General features: G+C 67.1%; 14 protein-coding genes. 8 read left to right on the plus strand and 6 right to left on the minus strand.

What is annotated here, in order from left to right; genetic code table 11:
• Positions 1 to 20: 20 nt before the first annotated feature.
• The 4 genes from RIA68_05010 to RIA68_05025 all read left to right on the plus strand — a co-directional run bounded on the left by RIA68_05010 (position 21) and on the right by RIA68_05025 (position 4,490).
• Complete coding sequence (locus RIA68_05010) at positions 21 to 1,529, plus strand: sulfotransferase (GenBank protein MEQ8316796.1); 1,509 nt, start codon at positions 21 to 23, stop codon at positions 1,527 to 1,529.
• A gap of 129 nt (positions 1,530 to 1,658) precedes the next feature.
• Entirely contained in the window at positions 1,659 to 2,993 is a 1,335-nt protein-coding gene (locus RIA68_05015; protein ID MEQ8316797.1) for a GC-type dockerin domain-anchored protein, read from the plus strand.
• Positions 2,994 to 3,032: 39 nt separating this feature from the next.
• Positions 3,033 to 3,698 (plus strand): hypothetical protein, encoded by a 666-nt coding sequence (locus RIA68_05020; GenBank protein ID MEQ8316798.1) that lies wholly within the window; start codon positions 3,033 to 3,035, stop codon positions 3,696 to 3,698.
• A gap of 261 nt (positions 3,699 to 3,959) precedes the next feature.
• On the plus strand, positions 3,960 to 4,490 hold the full coding sequence (locus tag RIA68_05025) for a PEP-CTERM sorting domain-containing protein (GenBank protein ID MEQ8316799.1): 531 nt from the start codon (positions 3,960 to 3,962) through the stop codon (positions 4,488 to 4,490).
• Here the strand turns inward: RIA68_05025 and RIA68_05030 are convergent.
• A complete protein-coding gene (locus tag RIA68_05030) occupies positions 4,487 to 4,894 on the minus strand; it encodes a hypothetical protein (protein MEQ8316800.1) in 408 nt (135 codons plus the stop codon). The genes RIA68_05025 and RIA68_05030 overlap by 4 nt on opposite strands.
• A 154-nt stretch (positions 4,895 to 5,048) precedes the next feature.
• On the opposite strand from RIA68_05030, the gene RIA68_05035 reads away from it, so the two are divergent.
• Both RIA68_05035 and RIA68_05040 read left to right on the plus strand, forming a co-directional pair.
• Positions 5,049 to 8,618 (plus strand): hypothetical protein, encoded by a 3,570-nt coding sequence (locus RIA68_05035; GenBank protein ID MEQ8316801.1) that lies wholly within the window; start codon positions 5,049 to 5,051, stop codon positions 8,616 to 8,618.
• 360 nt (positions 8,619 to 8,978) lie between these two features.
• Positions 8,979 to 9,686, plus strand: coding sequence for a hypothetical protein (locus RIA68_05040; GenBank protein MEQ8316802.1), 708 nt, complete (start codon positions 8,979 to 8,981; stop codon positions 9,684 to 9,686).
• Between the two features lie 128 nt (positions 9,687 to 9,814).
• Here the strand turns inward: RIA68_05040 and RIA68_05045 are convergent, their stop codons facing one another.
• On the minus strand, positions 9,815 to 11,650 hold the full coding sequence (locus RIA68_05045; protein ID MEQ8316803.1) for a SulP family inorganic anion transporter: 1,836 nt from the start codon (positions 11,648 to 11,650) through the stop codon (positions 9,815 to 9,817).
• Between the two features lie 205 nt (positions 11,651 to 11,855).
• Here RIA68_05045 and RIA68_05050 point away from each other — a divergent pair, with 205 nt between their 5' ends.
• Entirely contained in the window at positions 11,856 to 13,013 is a 1,158-nt protein-coding gene (locus tag RIA68_05050) for a cystathionine gamma-synthase (GenBank protein ID MEQ8316804.1), read from the plus strand.
• On the opposite strand, the gene RIA68_05055 is transcribed toward RIA68_05050, so the two are convergent.
• The 4 genes from RIA68_05055 to RIA68_05070 form a co-directional block, all read right to left on the minus strand.
• Complete coding sequence (locus RIA68_05055; protein MEQ8316805.1) at positions 13,010 to 14,239, minus strand: NAD-dependent epimerase/dehydratase family protein; 1,230 nt, start codon at positions 14,237 to 14,239, stop codon at positions 13,010 to 13,012. The genes RIA68_05050 and RIA68_05055 overlap by 4 nt on opposite strands.
• A 21-nt stretch (positions 14,240 to 14,260) precedes the next feature.
• Complete coding sequence (locus RIA68_05060) at positions 14,261 to 15,598, minus strand: hypothetical protein (GenBank protein MEQ8316806.1); 1,338 nt, start codon at positions 15,596 to 15,598, stop codon at positions 14,261 to 14,263.
• 66 nt (positions 15,599 to 15,664) lie between these two features.
• Entirely contained in the window at positions 15,665 to 16,765 is a 1,101-nt protein-coding gene (locus tag RIA68_05065; protein MEQ8316807.1) for a GC-type dockerin domain-anchored protein, read from the minus strand.
• 77 nt (positions 16,766 to 16,842) lie between these two features.
• A complete protein-coding gene (locus RIA68_05070) occupies positions 16,843 to 17,436 on the minus strand; it encodes an NAD(P)H-dependent oxidoreductase (GenBank protein MEQ8316808.1) in 594 nt (197 codons plus the stop codon).
• Between the two features lie 238 nt (positions 17,437 to 17,674).
• Here RIA68_05070 and RIA68_05075 point away from each other — a divergent pair, with 238 nt between their 5' ends.
• The gene (locus RIA68_05075) at positions 17,675 to 19,276 is read left to right on the plus strand and encodes a hypothetical protein (GenBank protein ID MEQ8316809.1); all 1,602 of its coding nucleotides are present in this window, start codon (positions 17,675 to 17,677) and stop codon (positions 19,274 to 19,276) included.
• Positions 19,277 to 19,355: the final 79 nt, after the last annotated feature.

Genomic DNA, 19,355 nt, shown 5'->3' on the forward strand with positions numbered 1-19,355 from the left:
GCGTCGATACCATCCCCGCGATGACGACCGGCTACACCAAGATGCGGCTCAGCCCGCAGCAGATCCAGCGGCGCCGCAAGGTCGTCGATCCCGTGCAGCACGCGTTCGAGGCCGGTCGGCTGGCCGAGGCGCACGAGCTCGCGATGGCCGGGCTCAAGAAGCTGCCCGGCGATGCCCAATTGCACCTGTTCCTGGCCGCTATCGCCGAGCGGACGGGCGACGTGGAGATGGTGCGCCACCACGGCCGCAAGGCGCTCGGCCAGGGGCCCAACGCCGGGGCGTTCGCCGTGCTCAGCCGGCTCGAACGCCGGGCGGCCAACACCGAGCTTGCCCTCGAGCTCTGCGACAAGGCGCTCGAGCTCATCCCCGGCGACGTGCCGCTGCGGATCCACCGGGCCGGCTGCCTGGAAGAGGCGGGCCGCACGGACGAGGCACGGGCCGTCGTCGACGCCATGGTCGAAGAGCTGACCGCACGCAACCAGCCGCTGCCCCCGCACCTGCGCTACGAGCAGGCCAAGCTGCGCATGCAGGACAAGGACTACGACGGCGCCATCGAGATCATCGACGCCCTGAGCGGCGCGGTCGACACCCCCCACGAGCTTCGCAGCGCCGCCTGGCACCTGCGGGCCAAGACGCTCGATCGGGCGGGCCGGTACGCCGAGGCCTTCGACGCGGCGACCACCGGCAACGAGCTGGACGCCAAGCCGTTCGACCCCGAGCAGTACGAGCGCGAGACGACGGCCATCATCGAGACGTGGTCCAAGGACAACATGGCGTCGTTCCCCGAGAGCTCGTGCACCAGCGAGGTTCCGGTCTTCGTCGCCGGCATGCCGCGCTCGGGCACCAGCCTGCTCGACCAGATCATCCACGCCCACCCCAAGGGCGCGGGCGTGGGCGAGCTCGACACGCTGGAACGCTTCTATGCGCAGGCGATGGCGGCCTACAAGCCCGATGCGCCCGAGGGCAAGCGGTTCGGCAGCCTGAACAAGTTCAAGTGGACGCGGGCCGCCGAAGACTACGTGCGCGAGGTCTCCAAGGCGTCGCCCGGCGCCGAGCGCATCGTCAACAAGGCCATCGGCAACACGCGCATCGCCGGCTTGCTCGCTCGGCTGTTCCCCAACACCCGCATCATCCACATCCGGCGGGACCCGCGCGACGTCGCCATCTCGTGCTACATGGGCGCCTTCAACAACCTGGCCATGCCGTGGACCACGCGGCTGGAGTGGGTCGCGCGGGCCTACGAGCAGAGCGAGCGACTGATGGACCACTGGAAGGCGACGCTCGACGTCCCCATCCTCGACGTGCGCTACGAGGACCTCGTGGCCGATCCGGGGACGCAATTGCCGCGGGTCATCGAGTTCTTAGGGCTCGAATGGGACGAGGCCTGCCGCGACTTCTACAAGACCAAGCGGACCCTGCGGACGCTCAGCTACGACCAGGTCAACCGGCCGCTCTATACGTCGTCGGCCGGCCGGCACGCGAACTACGCCGAGCAGGTCCGGGGCGTCGACTTCCCGGCCTATCCCTGAGGACGCGGTTTCCCGGCCAAAAAGCCCTTGCAATCCCTCGTCGTTTCGGCGACAATGGGGCCGGATTGCGGCCCGGCTCGTCTCCTGCGAGAAGCCCGCCCGGGAAGGGGCCGCCACGAGGAGACCACGATGCATCCCGCGACCCCGATTTCCGTCCTCGCCTGCGCCATGTTCACCGCCTCGGCCGTGGCCCTCGAGCCGATCGACCCCATCTCGGTGCCGGTCGGCCTCTCGAGCGGGCCGGTGGCCCCCGACGACCCGAGCGCACCGATCGCCGACGAGCTCGGCCGCGTCTCCGTGTTCGAGACGACGGTCAGGGTCGGGGGCGCGGGCTGGATGCGGATCGACTTCGGCCCGGTCGAGCTGGCCGAGGCCCCCGCCGGCGCGGCGCCGACGATCATCCGCCTGACGTCGCTCAAGGACGATGCCGAGCAGCGGCTCGGGTCGGTCCACGTCGATCAGTGGCAGCACATGTCGGCCTTCTTCAACGGCAGCGCGGTCCGGGTCGAGGTCCTGAGCGATCCCACGAGCGGGGCGAGCGAGATCACGATCGACAGCACGCTCGTGCAGCTCGACTTCACGCAGTCGTTTGCCCCCCCTGCAGATCCGCTCGACAGCATCTGCGGCCCCACCGACGACCGCGAACTCTCCGATGATCCCAGGGTGGCGCGCGGCTGGTCGAGCGGCGGCAGCGCCAACTGCACGGCGTGGCTCATCAGCGACTGCATGAAGTGCGTGCTCTCGGCCGGCCACTGCGGCTTCGTGCAGGTGCACTTCAACAACCCGCTGTCGACCCCCGGCGGCACGCCCGTGATGCCCCACCCCGACGACCAGTACGCCATCGACTCGAGCAGCCGGCAGCGCGACGCCAGCGGCGTGGGACGCGACTGGTACTACGCGGGCGCGTTCGCCAACCCCAACACGGGCCTGCGGCCGCACGAGGCCCAGGGCGACGCGTTCGACCTGGCAACCAGCATCCCGGCGGTCACCGGCCAGCCCATCCGCGTCACCGGCCACGGCACGACGAGCGCCCCGGTCGACCCGACCTACCACCGGGCCCAGAAGACGCACACCGGCCCCTTCGTCGAGTTCACCGGCTCGCGGCTGCGCTACGCCATGGACACGACCGGCGGCAACAGCGGCTCGCCGGTCATCGACGACACCACCGGCCTGGCCATCGGCGTGCACACCCACGGCGGCTGCTCGAGCTCGGGCGGCGCCAACAGCGGCACGGCGATCACCTACGGCGACCTGCAGGACGCGCTGAGCAATCCCCGCGGCATCTGCGTCAACCCGTGCCCGGCCGACCTCGACTGCGACGGCTCGCTCGACCTGTTCGACTTCCTCGAGTTCAGCAACCGCTTCGACCTTGGCGACCCGCGTGCCGATCTCGACGGCGACGGCCGCCTGACGATCCTGGACTTCCTGGAGTACCAGAACCAGTTCGCCGTCGGCTGCCCGTAAGCGGCACGTTCGACGGGCGCGGCGTCGCAATGATCGTCCATGCCGCCCGCCGACTCGGACAGACAGGGACCGCTCGCGCCCGGCGAGGCACTCGTGGACCACCGAGCGAAGAAGTGCGGCACGATCCGGGAGCTCCGGTCGCCGCCGCACTTCCTCTGGTTCATGCGGCCCGACGTGCCGCTGGCCCGCGAGACGCTCGTGCGCGTGCGGATCACCTTCGCGCTCTGGTGCGGCTCCTTCGCGATCCTCGTGTTCCTGCTGGCCTCGGCCACGCGGCCCTTCACGTCGTGGATCGGCCGAACGCCGCACTGGCTGGACGTCGCGCTGCTCATCGCGGTGGGCGTGAGCGTCATCGGCTTCTTCATCGCCCGCGGCGTCGCGAGCCGGCACTGGAGGACGCACGGACGGCACGGCGCCGCGATGCTGCTGGCCGCCCGCGGCCAGTGCCCCGCGTGCGCCGCGTGGCTCTTGACGACCCGGCCGGACGACGACGGCCGGACGACGTGCCCATCGTGCAGCGCCGGGTGGAAGGTCGGCAACGAGGGCGGCTGCCCCGGCTGCGGCTACGACATGCGCCGCGTGCCCGCGACGGCGGGTCCGCTGGCCATCTGCCCCGAGTGCGCGACGCTGAGCGCCGCCCGGCTCGTCGGAGCGTCCGGGGCATCGCGCGTCGAGGCGTCTCCGCAAGCCGAGGCGTCGCCATAGCCGACGATCGGCCGCTCGTTCGCCCGCGGCCGCTGCGGTCCGGACGATGCGCGGATCTTCCTCGGGGCCATGATCAACACGCCCACGCCCGCGTACGGCCCCGATAACGGCCGGATCGACGCCTCGGGGCCCGTGGCGAGCACGCTTTTGGTGGGACCGCGGGCGGCGTCTTCGGGTACCATGGGGCGTCCCGCCGCCTTCGCTCTCACGGATCCGCAGCGTGCGCGATCGGCGCCGGCCGATGGGATGAGGAGACACGACATGAGACTGATGATGTGTGCAACGGGCGTTGCCGCCGTGGCGGCTTCAGCAAGCGCCCAGCAGTATTACCAGGCCTCGGACGGGACGATCAGCTTCGCGAAGGCCGCGTTCGCCGACCCGACCGACCCGGCCAACCAGGACATGATCACCGACACCGTCGCGATCACCCGCGGCGACCGCCAGGGCATCTTCAACATCCTGGTGGAGGACGACTACGAGGACTTCTTCTCGCCGGCGGGCACGCTGTGGTTCTTCGGCGGCACGGTCCAGGACGTCATCGACGGGGCCATCGGGTTCGACGATTTCGACAACTGGGAGGATGCGCACGGCAGCTCGCCGCCGAGCACGGTGGGCATCGAGGCGGTGCTCTACCTCGAGGACGACGACGCCTACGTGGACATCACGTTCACCGACTGGGGCCAGGGCGGCACCGGCGGCGCCTTCGCCTACGACCGCGCGATCATCCCCGCCCCCGCCACGCTGGCGCTCCTCGGCCTTGGCGGCCTGGCCGCCACGCGCCGCCGCCGCTAGGGCGTCGAAGACGCGATCTTCTGAAGACTCGCCGCCCCGTCTGTTCTGCAGGCGGGGCGGTGCTTCTTCGTGGCCACGATGGAACGCACGGCCACCATGCCGGGAACAGCCATGGCCACGACGGGATCCATGGCCACCACGGTGGAACGAATGGCCGTCATGATGGACACGATAGCAATCATGACGGACTCCATGGCCACCATGATGGAAAGGACGGCCACCATGATGGAACGAATAGCCATCATGATGGAATGAATGGCCATCATGACGGCATGCACGGTCACCATGATGGACACGATCGCGACCATGATGGCACGCGCGGCCCCCGCGACGCCCGCCGCCGCGTCCGGATATCGGGCGGAGCACGCGGCATGACGCCGCACGGGGCCGATCGAGCTCGCCACGAGGCCGCGACACCCGAATGAGGGGGGCCGGCCCGACGCCGCCTCAACGAGCCCCCGCCGTGAGGCGGGGGGCAAGGGATGGCAACCGACAGACAGGCAACATGCAGGCATAACCGACAGGCGTCTGTGCACGAGCATGGTAGAGTTTGTCCTGATGGCTGAACACAAGCAGAACGGCGAGAACGGCGATGTGTTCGCTGATTCGTCCGGGGGCACCGGGCTGCCTCAGCCCAGGATGGACGATCGCGAGTTGGCGGTCTGCTCGTGGCTTGGCAGATCAGCCGAGGCCCTCGCGGGAAACTACCAGACGGTGCTGGCACTCCTGCACTTTCCAGCATTTCCCGGTTGGACCAATGCCGTGTGCTACCTCGCACGAGACGTGTTGGACCAGACGTACGACATCGCCACCCACGACCCCGACCCCGGCGTGAAGCGCACGAAGCGAAAGGAAGCGCTCGAAAGGTACAAGCAACTGGTGGGCGCACTGGCGAGCGTGTGGCCCAAGGAACAAGAGCTGCACGTGATCGATCTGGACAATCGCGACGCGATACTGGTTCCCAAGGACGCAAAGACTGCACTCAACGCATTGCTGGAGTTTCAACGCGAACTTGACGCCGCGGAAGGCAGGTCGCTTTCCTTTGCGAAGTGGATCTACACGGACTTCGGCGGCGCAGACGAAGCGCGGGCGGCCGTGCTCGCCAAGGAGTTGAACGGCCTGCGGCAGTGGTTCGCCAGCAAGGGCCACGGCTACGAACCGAAAACCAAGACGCCATCCCGACAAGACGTCCGTGCCAAGGTGGATGCCATGACGGAGTTGCTGCACCCCTTCGCGGCACGCCGGGCTGAAGTGGTGCGCCGATTGCGCACCGATCTGGACGACGCCAATGCCAAGCCGTTTTCACCGCCAGATGCCTCTCATGTCGCGGAGATCGCTTCCCTCTGCCTAGCGCCGGACTTCGAAGCCGAGTTATTCGCGGCGCTCGAGAACCCACTGTGGTTGGAACCGCTCGATGATCGAGGTGTGTTCGCCATCCCCAACTGGGTCACCGGCCAATACCTCGTCCGAGTCGCACGCGATGAACCGCGACGCGTCACCGCCATCTTGAAACGATGGACGACGAACCACCAAGGCGTGGTCGGCCAGATGTTCGAAGCTGCCCTTGCCATGCCCGCAGACGACGCCGCATCGATTGCAGATCACCTGGCCAATCTACTCATGAGCAATCAATTTGATTGGTTGCTCGAAGACGCGGGCAAGCTCGTGAAGCACCTGTTGTCAGGTGGCCGGGACAAACGGGCACGCACGATGCTGCGCTGCGTGTGGTCGAGGGCGTGGGTCGCCAAAAGCGCGAATCGTGCGCATGAGACGATGTACTACTACACCACGTCTATGCGTGAGCACGTCATTCCGGTATTTCTGGAACACGATCCACGCTTTCTCCTGTACCGGCTGTGCGAGTTCGTCGATCAGGAAAGAGACGCCCACGGCCTGAGGGATCGGGACGACCCCTCATTGATTGACATCGTGCGCGAACGCATCTGGGAACGACCCGAGTATCACGCGTACGAGGCCTTCCAGGATGTTGTAGACCTATTGGTAGAGGCCGCGAACCTCGCTATCCGGCAAGAGTTGATCACCTTGGCCGATGTGGTCGGCCTGCTCCGCACCTACGCACGGGGGTTGCATGGTAAAGGCGCTGTCTTGTACGAACGCCTGTGTCTCTGGCTTGCGGCCTTCGATGGAGCCGCCGACTCGGACCTCGCCGCGGGCTTCCTAAAGCACCCCAGATATCTGATCCGTGCCGCGTACCTCCCCGAGTACGGCCAACTCGTCGAGATGCGATTCCATCTCTTGACCGAGGCCGAGCAAACTCGATGGATCCGACGGGTCGTATCAGGCCCGAAGCGATTACCGCCGCATCTGGACACCACTGAACGGCGTGAGCGAGCCCGAGCGCGTTGGACCCTAGAACGCCTCTACTTCGCTCGCCAGTACCTCGATGACGGGGCAAGTGCGCACTATGAGCGCCTCCAACGCGAACACGACATCGACCCTGCCCCTCGGCCGCTCCACTTCGAAGGCCACGACCTTCACGTGCGTGGCCCATACACAACAGTACAACTCATCGAGATGGGCTGGCCCGCCGCCGTGCACGCGACGCGCCACTGGGAGCCCGCCGAATCTGCGGATATCTTCCACGAACCCTCCTACGACGGGCTTGATGAGGCTTTCCGGGAGTTTGTCCAGGCCGATCCACAAGAAGCCGCCGCGCATGCGGAGGACCTCGTCGGCGCGCCGCCATGGATGCTGGCGGCGTACTTCTCCGCGCTCCAGGATGCCCGCCGTCGCGGTGCTTCGATCGACCTAGAAGGTCCGCTCACACTCGCTAGCCACGCGGCCGCGCAGGCGGCAGAGCGCGTCTCACTCGAGTCTGTGCGAATCAGCCGCGAACTCAACAGCTGGGAGTGGGCCGCGCGGGCAACGGCGTGGTTCGTCGAGCGGGCGCCGCGAAGCAAGGTGGGCGATCGCATCGAAGAACTGGGCTTCGAGCTCCGCAAGGTCTTGTGGCGTGCCATCGAGGCGCTCGCGGGCGTACGGGCCGTCTCGAGTTTGTCCGAGGATCCGAAGCGTTCGGACCGACGTCGGAGCGACTACCTGACGCTCATGTTCAACGACACGGCGGGAATCACGCTGCGGTCGGCCAGGGCGTACGCCGAGTGGGCCTTGACCGGCATCGGGGTCGATCTCTCCAAGGGACCGGCCCCATCCGAAGGGCTCGATGCACTGCCTGAAGTCCGATCACTCCTTGCCGCATGCCTCAGCACCGAACCGCGCGTAGCGGCGAGCCACGCCGCGATCGGTGAGGCGGTACGGCTGCTCGCATGGCTCGACGCAAACTGGACAAAAGCCAACGTGCCAGCAATCTTCCCGATAGCTTCCACGATTGAAAGCGACTCGGACGCCGCCGGCTGGGCGGCATGGAGCGTCTTCGTCTTCATGAATCGTGGCGATCCGGTATTCTGGTCGCTCTTTGAGGGCACGTACCGCGCGGCGATGAAGGTCGCCGTAACCTTCGAGGAACCCGCTCGTGGGCGCGAGGATTGGGCACCGCGCCTTGGCCTCCACCTGATCGACCTCGTGGGCAGCGGCACGATCGGGTTGGACGCCGACTCGCCAGCACTGGCGTTTCTTCGAAACGCCAGGCCTTGGCTACGCATTGCCGTCATGAGCCATCTCGCTGAGATCATGGGCAATACGAAGGAGCGGATCAGACCGGCGTACCTTGCTCGATACCAGGGGCTCTGGGAAGCGTATTGGTCGGAGCATGGCAAGGCCGACGCGCAGAAAGCGGACGCTTCATCACTTTTCGGCCCGTGGTTCGTGTCGGATCAGGGCGATCCGGACTGGGCACTCGCACAGCTTCGATCACTGGTTGAAGCGAGCGTCTATCCGCGTCTGGATCGACGCATCGCTGAAAAGCTTGCCCGACTTGCCGACGAACGTTGCGAGGCCGTTGCGCAGATTGCGATCGCGATGGTGCGCAACACCAGCCACGCGTACGAGATTCTTGGATGGCGCGAGCACGCCGAACACATCGTCGAGAAGGGGCTCGTGGGCAATGACGCCGCGAAAGCTGCCGCAAGCGATCTACGTGAGTTGCTGATTAGGCGCGGATTCGGTGGCTGGTTTGATCTTGGGTCTGTTGACTCTCCCCCGGCGTAGCCGGACCAGCCCCCCTCCGCCTCGGCGGACCTCGGCACCTCCCTCGCTGGGAGCAGGGGAGGGGGTGAAGGCAGCGTCTCTCCCTATACGAACGACGCCGCGATCGTCATGGACGCGTGCGTGCCCGCCGCGGACACCTGCGCCAGCGGAATCAACCCGAGAACTTTCGCGCCCTCGCCGATAAGAACCGCCCCCACGACGCCACACGCCCGATCGATCACAAAAACTTCGAAGTTGCCATGCTCCGACGAAAGTCGGAAACGCTGCCCGTCGATGACGGAACCAGCGGCACGCGGGGCAGCGTTGCACCGGGCCGCACGCCAGCCCGCCGAACGGCGAGCGCACCGATTGGAGTCCGTCATGTCAGTGATCCCTCCCTCCAAAGAGGACATGATCGCGTTCTTCGCCAGCCACGTGCCCGTGTGGACCGCCAAGGCGGCCGAGATCGGGGTGTCTCCGGAATCCATGGCGGAACTGAGTGCGCTTCTCTCAGCAGCCCAGGACGCCGCCGCGACCCAGGCCGCCAAGGACGACGAGAAGAAGGCCGCGACCCAGGCCGCCAACCAGGCGGCCGCCGCCCTGCGAGAGGCCGGCGCCGGCGACCTGGCGACCATCAAGGCCTTCGCCAAGAGCACGAACGACCCGAGCGTCTATACCAAGGCCCAGATCCCCGCGCCGGCCGACCGCACGCCCGCGCCCCCGCCCAGCATGCCCTACGACCTCGACGCCGACCTGGACAACAACGGCAACGTCGTCCTGACCTTCAAGAGCGACAACGCCCAGAGCCACACCGGCGTCTTCTTCGAGGTACGCCGCAAGCTGAGCGGCGAGTCGAGCTTCGCGCTCGTCGGCTCGACGGGCACCAAGAGCTTCACCGACACGGGCATCCAGGCGGGCACCGCCAGCGCCGTCTACAACGTGACGGCCAAGCGGGGCGAGCTGAGCAGCCCGACCAGCGAGAACATCTACGTGCCCTTCGCCGGCGGCGGCAACGGGCCGGTCTCGATCGAGTCGGCCAGCACCAAGGCCGCGACGAGCACCACCAAGACGGAGTCGGACGCCGCCTGAGCCGGCATCGCGTCTGCGCGAATGGTTGGTTTCGATCGGCCCGCCCACGCTGGATTCCGGCGTGGGCGGGTTTTCAATCGGATCGTCGGCGTCGAGGGCGTGAGCCCGAGCTGGGTGTCCGCACCCACTCAGACAACATCGTCCCGCCACCGCGTCCGGTCCGTCGCCACGTGGTAGTGCGGGTCCTCGCTGATGTTGACCTCGACCAGGTCCCCGGCCTTGTCCAGCAGCCGGCGGCAGTCCTCGCTCAGGTGCCGCAGGTGCAGCCGCTTGCCGAGCGCCGTGTACCGCTCGGCCAGCGTGTTGATGGCCTCCAGGCCCGACTGGTCGTAGACGCGGCTGAAGTAGAAGTCGATGACCACGTCCTCGGGGTCGGCCTCGGGCGTGAAGAGCTCGCGGAAGCGGGCCACGCTCCCGAAGAAGACGCCCCCGTGCAGCTGGTAGATCTTGCTGCCGTGCTCGTTGAACTGAACGTCGGCGTAGAGGTGCTTGCTCTTGTTCCACGCGAAGATGAGGGCCGACATGATCACGCCGATGAGGACGGCCGTCGCCAGGTCGTGCATCAGCACCGTGTAGCCCGCGACGACGAGCATGACCAGGACCTCGGCCTTGGGGATCTTGCGCCAGGTCTGCAGGGTGGTCCACTCGAACGTCCCGATGACGACCATCAGCATGACGCCCACCAGCGCGGCGATGGGGATCGACTCGATCAGCGGGGCCAGGAAGAGGATGAAGAGCAGCAGCGAGGCCGCGGCGGTGATGCCCGAGAGCCGGCCGCGGCCGCCGGACTTCACGTTGATCAGGCTCTGGCCGATCATCGCGCAGCCGCCCATGCCGCCGAAGAAGCCGCAGGTGATGTTCGCCGCGCCCTGGCCCAGGCACTCGCGGTTGCCGTTGCCGCGGGTCTGGGTCAGCTCGTCGACGAGCGTCATGGTCATCAGGCTCTCGATCAATCCCACGCCGGCTAAGACTACGGAAAAGGGCAAGATGATCAGCAGCGTCTCGAGCGTGAAGGGCGGGAGGTCGAAGTCGAGCCATGCCGGCCTGGGCAGGCCGCCCGAGATGCCGACCTGCGATTCGTCGACCGAGGCGATCGCGGCGTCGATCTCGGCGGCCGTCAAGGGCGCCACGGGCGTGGACGCGTGCGGGTCGAGCTCGACCGCGCCGCGCACGGCCTCCGGGATGGACGAAGCGGCGGCGGCGAGCACGGCCTGGTCCTTGGCGCGCTGGGCATCGGTCACGGCGGCGGCCCTGGTGTTGTCGACCAGCAGATCGCCCACGGTGCGGACCGGGGCGTCGCTTTCCGTTCCCGGCATCGCCGCGTTGATGGCGATGGCCGCGAGGCTGATGGCGATGATGGCCACCAGCGACGAGGGCACCGCGCGGGTCAGCCTGGGGAGCAGCGCGATGATGGCCACCGTGCCGCCCACCAGGGCGAGCATGATCCACAGGCGCGTGCCCGAGAGGAACGCCATGGCGCCCGACTCGGTCAGCGACTTGAAGCTGTCGGCCTGGGCCAGCAGGATCACGATGGCCAGGCCGTTGACGAAGCCAAGCATGACCGGGTGCGGCACGATGCGGATGAACTTGCCGAGCCGCAGGAGCCCCGCGGCGACCTGGATCAAGCCGCACAGGACGACGGCCGGGAAGAGGTAGCCGATGCCGTAGTTGGCCACCAGCGCGACGACGACGACCGCCATGGCGCCGGTGGCGCCCGAGATCATGCCCGGCCGCCCGCCGAAGATGGACGTGAGCAGGCACACGATGAACGCGGCGTACAGGCCGACCAGCGGCGGAACACCGGCGACGAACGCGAAGGCGACCGACTCTGGAACCAAAGCCAGGGCGACGGTGAGGCCCGCCAGCACGTCGGCCTTGGGAGACCCGCTCATGGCGGTGCGGAGATCGAACACGCGGGGCTTGGCCTTGACGAACGCGGGCAGGCGGATGGTGACGTCGGGCATGAATCCTCGGGGCAAGAAGCGATACCCGCCCGGCGGCGACGTCGCAGCCGGCAGAACACATCGGAGCGTGGCGGTTGGATCCCGCGGGCGAGCGGCCCGGAGGGAAGCGGCAATGATAGGCGGCGCCGCCTTGGGGCCCCGGCCCCTACCCTGCGGCTCGCTCCCTCCGACTCCTCAAAAGCAAGCAAAGCACAGGGCCACGCGCATGAAGATCGACGAGAACGCACGCTTCGGGACCCGGGCCATCCACGCCGGCCAGAGCCCCGACCCCTCCACCGGGGCCATCTGCACGCCCATCTACCAGACCTCGACGTACGTCCAGAAGTCGCCCGGCGAGATCATCGGCGAGTACGACTACAGCCGGGCGGCCAACCCGACGCGCACGGCCCTGGAGGCCAACCTCGCCTCGCTCGAGGGCGGAAAGCACGGGCTGGCGTTCTCCAGCGGCGTGGCGGCGACGGGCGCGGTCATTCACTTGCTCAAGGCCGGCGACCACGTCGTGCTCTGCGACGACGTGTACGGCGGAACCAACCGCATCTTCCACAAGGTCTTCCAGCAGCTGGGCATCGAGATCAGCCTGGTCGACATGACCGACCACGACGCGGTCAAGGGCGCCATCAAGGGCAACACGAAGCTGCTGTGGATCGAGACGCCGACGAACCCAACGCTGAAGATCATCGACATCGCCGTGATGGCCGAGATGGGCAAGAAGGCGGGCGCGATGGTCGCCGTCGACAACACGTTCTCCAGCCCCTACCTCCAGAACCCCCTCAAGCTCGGCGCCGACATCGTGTGCCACTCGCTCACGAAGTACCTCGGCGGGCACAGCGACGCGATCGGCGGGGCGCTGATCGTCAACGACGATGAGATCCACAGGGGCCTCAAGTTCCTGCAGCTGAGCGAGGGCGCGGTGCCGGGCATCCAGGAGTGCTTCCTGTTCCTGCGGTCGACCAAGACCCTGCACGTGCGCATGGACCGCCATTGCGAGAACGCGGCCAAGGTCGCGCGGTATCTCGAGGCGCACGCGAAGGTCGACAAGGTCGTGTACCCGGGCCTGGAGAGCCACCCGCAGCACGCCATCGCCGCCAAGCAGATGCGCGGCTTCGGCGGCATGGTGACGATCTACCTGAAGGGCGGATTGGACGAGAGCCGCAAGATGCTCGAGACCGTCAAGATCTTCGCGCTCGCCGAGAGCCTGGGCGGGGTCGAGAGCCTCATCGAGCACCCGGCCATCATGACGCACGCCAGCGTGCCGGCCGACCAACGCAAGAAGCTGGGCATCGCCGACAATCTCGTTCGGCTCAGCGTGGGCATCGAGGACGTGGACGACCTGATCGCAGACCTGGAGCGAGCGATCGGCTAGCCGTCGTTCTGCTCGCCGGCCTCGCCGCGGGCCTTCCACATCGCCAGCAGCTCGGCCTCTTGCTCACGCGTGATGCCCGGGCGGTTGCCGCCGAAGCCGAACGTGGCGTCGGTCTCACCGCGGTCGGCCATCGCCTGGGTCCACATGGGCATGTACTCCTCGTCGAACCACGTGAGCGTGTCGGCGATGGTCGCCTCCAGCGGCCGCGTCGTCAGCCCGGCGGCCGCCGCCTTCGACAGGTCGCGCGTGTGGAAGCCGATCATCTCTGGGCCCGGCGGGATCCACACGGGCATCTGCGCCCACGGGTTCACGCCCTGGCCCGCGAGCCAGTCACCCTCGGCATAGGTGTACGTCGCGTCACTGCCGGTGGCCTTCTTGCAGGTGTCGAGCAGCTTGCCGATCGTCATGCCGCCGCCGACCGGGCCGTTGACGTTGAAGGTGCCCGTCGTTCCCTGCTCGATGCCCAGCACCATGAACGCGGCGAGGTCTCGCACGTCGATGAACTGCAGGCCGTGATCGGGCTCGCCGGGCGCCAGCACCTCGCCGCCCTCGCGCACGCGGTAGGGCCAGTACGTGAAGCGATGCGTGAAGTCTCGCGGGCCGACCAAGAGGCCGGGGCGATGGACGAGCGCCTTGCCGGGGAAGTGGCGTCGAGCCGCGTCCTCGCTGCGCGCCTTGACAGCGCCGTAGTACGTCATGTCGTAGGGCAGGGCGGTGATGCCGTCGGCGACGTCATCGGGCATGGTCGCCACGGCGTCTTCTTCATCGAGGCCGACCCGGCTGTTGTCGGCGTAGACGCTCAGCGACGAGATGTAGGTGTAGTGGTCGGCGCTGTCCTTCAGAAGCTTCGCGCTGTTCTCGACCCACGCGTGCACGCTGGCGGTATCGATGACCGCGTCCCACCGGCGTCCCTTGTCAACCTCGTCTTGCAGGGGCTTGAGCCCGGGCTCGACGTCGACGATGCGGTTGCCCTGGATGAACTCGAGGTCGGGGAACATCTCGTCGCGGTTGCCGCGGTTGAAGAGCGTGACCTCGTGTCCGCGGTCGAGCAGGATCTTGATCACGTGCGGCCCGAGCATGCCCGTGCCGCCGAGGAACAGAATCTTGAGCTGCTTGGCGACCTTGCCGGTGGCGAACGCGTGCTGCGTCCACGGGCCGAGCCCGAGCAGGGCGGCGGCGCTGGCGGCCGAGGCGGTCACGAGAAACTCTCGACGGGTCTGGTGCATGGCGTGATCCTCATCCGGGGGTTATACGTGGGTGTTCGCGGGGCTGGCGAGCGATGCGGGCGCGGTACCCGGCACGTCGGGCACCGGCAACTCGACTGGCTCGGCGTCGTGCGAGCGCCGGCCGAGCCAGACGCCCACAAAGAGTGAACCGATGCCCAGCGGCACCGCCAGCCACGCGGCCGCGAGGCCAACAGCAGCAAGCGCCGCGTCGGCGACGGTGCCCGCCGTGTCGCCGCCGCGATAGACGAAGGTGTCGATGATGCCCTTGGCCTTGTACTTGTCGGCCCTGGGCACGGTCGTAAAGAGCGCCTCGCGCGCCGGCTTGCTCAAGGCATAGTGACTCGCGCGGCGGGCGACCTCGAAGATCGCCAGCACCAGCAGCACCGGCGCCGCGGCGAGGCCGACGAACCCGATGATCGTGACCATCGGAACAACGGCCAGCAGCGCCCCCACGCCCAGGCGCCGCATGAGCCGCCCGGTGATGAACAGCTGCAGGAGCACCGTCAGCGTCTGGCCACCAAGCTCGATCCACGCGAGCACCTGAGCGCGAGACTCGGTCGTCTCGGCGAAGCCTTCGATGATCCGCATCTTCTCGAAGTACAGCAGCGTCGAGCCGATGGTGAAGGCCGCGACGTAGCACGCGATGCCAAGCAGGTACGGAGAGCGCAGCACGTCGACCACGCCCTGCCAGCTCGTGCCGCCGAGGGCGCCGCCAGCATCGAGCGTGTGGTCGGCCGAGCCCATGCGCCGGCGTTCGGCGACGCGGTCCAAGACGATCGCCAACGCACCCGCGCACAAGATCAGGAACGACGCGCCGGCAAACAGACCGACCGCGCCGATTACCTCCGACAACAGGCCAGTCCACGCCGAGCCGCAGATGGCTCCGGCCGTCCCCCCCACCGCGATGAATCCGAAGAGCCTGGCGGCCTGTGGCTTCCGGAAGATGTCGGCCATGAAGCCCCAGAAGACCGCCGTCGCCATGAGGTTGAAGACGCTCAGCCAGACGTAGAACACCTTTCCGACGGCTTCGGACCGCTGATCTCCCAGCATAAGGAACGCGAGCAGGAAGCCCACGAGGCACGCGACGCCGAAGCCGTAGACGAGCGGCACGAACACCCGCCGCGGCACGCGTGAGGCAACCGCGGCGAAGACCAGGTTCGCGACCACCATGACGCCCAGCGTGCCCAGGAACAGCAGCCGCAGCGAGTCGACCCCGCCGGCGAGGCCCATGGCATCTCGCAGCGGCCGCAGCATGAAGTAGCCAAACAGCAGGCAGAAGAAGTACGCTGCCGACAGCACCGCCGGCGCGAGCTCGCCCTCCTCAAACGCGACCACACGCTCGACCAGCCGTCGGACCATCGTGGCTCCCGAAGATGCGCCGCTGGCCTCGAACCGTCAGGGAATTCGATCGGAACGCGCGGGGCCTCAGCAACCAGCCTGGAAGGCGTTCTGGAACGCCACGAAGTCGTAGACGGTCAGCGAACCATCACCATCGAAGTCTCCGCGGACGTCGCCCGCCGAGAAGAGTCGCTGGAACTCGAGGAAGTCGAAGAGGTCGAGCACGCCGCTGCGGTCGATGTCGGGCAGGCAGGGGAGGCATCCAGCATAGTCGATGACGTATACGTCTCGCTGAGTAGCGACGAATGCCACCCCTTTTCGAATCGCGACTTCAACGGGCTCGGTCGGCAGACCAAGACTGCCGACGAGCCTCAGTGCACGAGGATTGCTTACGTCGACGACCGAGACTTCCGAACCGGCGAGAACAGCCACACCGTCGGCAACGTCGAGATCTACGGCGGCGAGATCCATTTGGTCCAGGATCTGTGGGCCTGCCAACACTCGAACGTCCACGGTCGCGAATGGCCCATCCGCGGTCGCGACGTGGAGCACCGAGCCCTCGGGATGGCTTGCGCCGCGCCAATCGCCGAGTACAATCGGGTCATACCGCCGAGGCCCCGCAGGATCGGCAAAATCGATCGGCACCACGCCTTCGAGGGTCGTCGCGTACATCATCAAGTCCTGAGCCGAGATTCGGTAAGCCGATTCTCGGAGGCGAGGACCGGACTCACCGATGTCGAATGCTCCCGAACCGATCTCGTAGTAACCGGTCGACCGGCCGTAGGTCACGAACAAACGATCGCCCGCGACCCCGATCTCGCAACAGAAGTGGGTGAGGTGATCAACGTACGAGATTGACCGCGGATTCTCGACATCGAGCATCGAGAGCTGGGCCCACTGGAATCCGTCATCGTGAAAAGCGAATAGGTATCGACCGGCCAGTTCGAGCTGGTAGTAGGGTTGATACAACCACCCAAAACCCCCCACGGCGACAGGATCGCTGGGGTCTCGAATGTCGAAGGCCACGAGCCCCCGGCCCTCATCGAGCACGAACAAGTAGCCGCGTTCATCGAGAGCGATGCCGCCGACATCGCCGATGGTCTGGACCTCCGCCACAATCTCGGGTGCGCACTGTCCCAGCGCGGCACTAGCGATACTGACCGATAGCCCCACAGCCGTCGCACGCATGTCAACATCCTCCGGGTGACGCAGGCTTCGCCTTCACCCAGAGTTTAGACGGGGCACAGACTTTGGATTCGCAGCCCCTACGCCGTCACTTTCCCCACCTTCGCCGCGACCTCGGCCACCGCCTTGCCCACGCCCTCGGCCATCTCGCGCTGCTTGTCGTCCTTCAGGTTGCCGGCGTCGTCGAAGGCCTCGTGAGCCTGCGAGAGCGCATATTGGTCGGGCAGCACGATGGCCTTGATGTGGCCAAAGAGCATCCGCTCGATGGGCAACCCACGGATGCCGCCAAGCCCACCGGGCGAGGCCGCGGTCAGCCCGATGACCTTGCGGTCGAAGCACTCGAGCGGCGCTTCGCCGTCGCGCGGGCGGCTGACCCAGTCGACGGTGTTCTTCAGCACGCCGCTGATCGAGCTGTTGTACTCCGGGCAGCCGACCAGGAAGCCGTGGTGTGCCTTGAAGAGCTCCTTCAGCTTCAGGCAGTTCTCTGGCAGCCCGCTGGCATCCTCGATCTCCTGGTCGTACAGCGGCATCTGGAAGTCGCGCAGGCGGATCACCGTCACGTGCGCCCCGGCCTTCTCGGCCCCCTTCGACGCGGCCACGACGAGCTTGTGGTTGAGCGATTCGCTGCGCAGGCTGCCGGCAAAGACGAGGATCTTGGGGTTGGTGTCGGCCATGGGTTGACTCCTGGAGCGTCGATCGGGTAAACGAACCGAGGATAGCCGGCACGATTTCTGGGCATCCATGATCCGTTGTCGATCAGGGGCACCCCGAATCCGGCGTGCACGTGGGTCACGCTCGGTTTGCGTCAAAGTCGCATCCGACGAAAAACCATCGAATCTGCGTGAGTAATTGCTCCCAGCTGCGCTTCACGCGGTAGCCCCCTCAGGGCAGAGGAAACAAGGAGATACCAAGATGCACCTCGGATCGACCTCGTCGTTCGTCGCTACCGCCGCCATCATGCTCGCCGCCGGGCACGCGATCGCCGTTCCGCTTTCACCGGGCGGCTCGGTCACGCTGCCCGGAGGCTCGGGCCCTCCCGGCACGGTCATTCGCGACAGCATCATCCCGTTCGAGGTGCGCAACTCCTTTGGCATCGTGACGCTCCGCGGCGAGGTGCAGGATCGCGTCATCCGAACATCAACGGGCGCGCTGAGCTTCCAGCCGCGCATCCGCAACGTCAGCGGGGCCAGCGCCTTCGGAATCAGCCGTGTGATCCGCGAGGGCATGGACGACTTTACGACCGACGTCGACTGGCACACGCCGGGCCTTGGAACGTCGGCGCCGACGTCTTGCACTCGCAGCGGCGACGGCGACATCCTCGACTACAGCTTCTCGTTCGCGCCCATCTTCCCGGGCGGCGATTCGAGGTTCTTCAGGTCCCTCACCAATGCCGACCAATTCAACCTGAGCGGGCAAATGACGATCCAACTCGAGAATGGGCTGAGCACGACCATCACCGTCTCCGCTCCCATCATCGATACCACGCCCCCGCAGGTTCGCATCACCAGCCCCAGCCCCGAGTCTTGCGTATGCCCCTCGACCATCGGCCTGGTCAGCATCGACGGCATCGCCTGCGACCCCGACAGCGACATGAGCTACCAGGTGCGCGTCCGCCGCTCGAGCGGCGCCGACGGCACGGGCTGGACCGAGTTGATCCCCACCACCGACGAGGTTTGCTCGACCGGCCGGCTGGCGCTGTGGAACGCGGCGGGCCAGCCCGACGGCGAGTACATCGTCGAGGTGGAAGCGACCAACGAGGTCGGGCTCGTCTCGACCGCCGCCCTCGAGTTCCGTCTGAACACCGTCGCGAGTCCGGCGAGCATCCGCACGCCCGTCGACGGGGAGATCATCGGCGGCAACGCCTGCCTCGACGGCACCGTGGGTGAAGACTGCTTCGCCAACTACCGCGTCGACTACCGACCCGCCGGTGGCGGCTCCTACCTGCCCGTCGATGGATCGTCACCGATCTACACCGGCCGCGTGATCAACGACCCGATCGCGTTCTGGAACACACGCACCGTGCTGGACGGCAACTACCAGGTCCGCGTGCGCGTCAGCGACATCTGCGACAACACCGCCGACGTCGTGCGCACGTACGAAGTGGACAACACCGCTCCGATCGGTCGCATCACCTCGCTCGTGCCCTGCGAGTGGGTGAACGGCAAGGTCGAGATCAAGGGCGAGGTCTTCGACAAGAACATCGCCTCCTGGGTCCTCGAGTACACCGGCGGAGACAGCCGCGGCTGGACCCGCATCGACAGCGGCAACGACAACATCCCCGCCGGCGGCGTCATCGCCGAGTGGGATACCAAGGACCTGCAGCGTTGCGCCTACACCGTCCGCCTCCGCGTCGCCGACAAGGCCCGCGTCGGCTGCTTCGCCCCCAGCGGGAACAGCGGCGGCGACCAGGTCTCGATCAACGTCGGTTGCGAAGCCGACCTCGACGGCAACGGCGTTCTGGACATCTTCGACTTCCTGGCATTCTCCAACCTCTTCTCGGCCGGCTGCCCGTAAGCACGCCGCTCAGAGCCCAAACCCATACCCACGCCCGGGTCGATCGCTCCGACGATCGTCCCGGGCGTGTCTTTGCGCC

The sequence above is a fragment of the Phycisphaerales bacterium genome, from assembly GCA_040217175.1.
Classification (GTDB): domain Bacteria; phylum Planctomycetota; class Phycisphaerae; order Phycisphaerales; family UBA1924; genus JAHCJI01.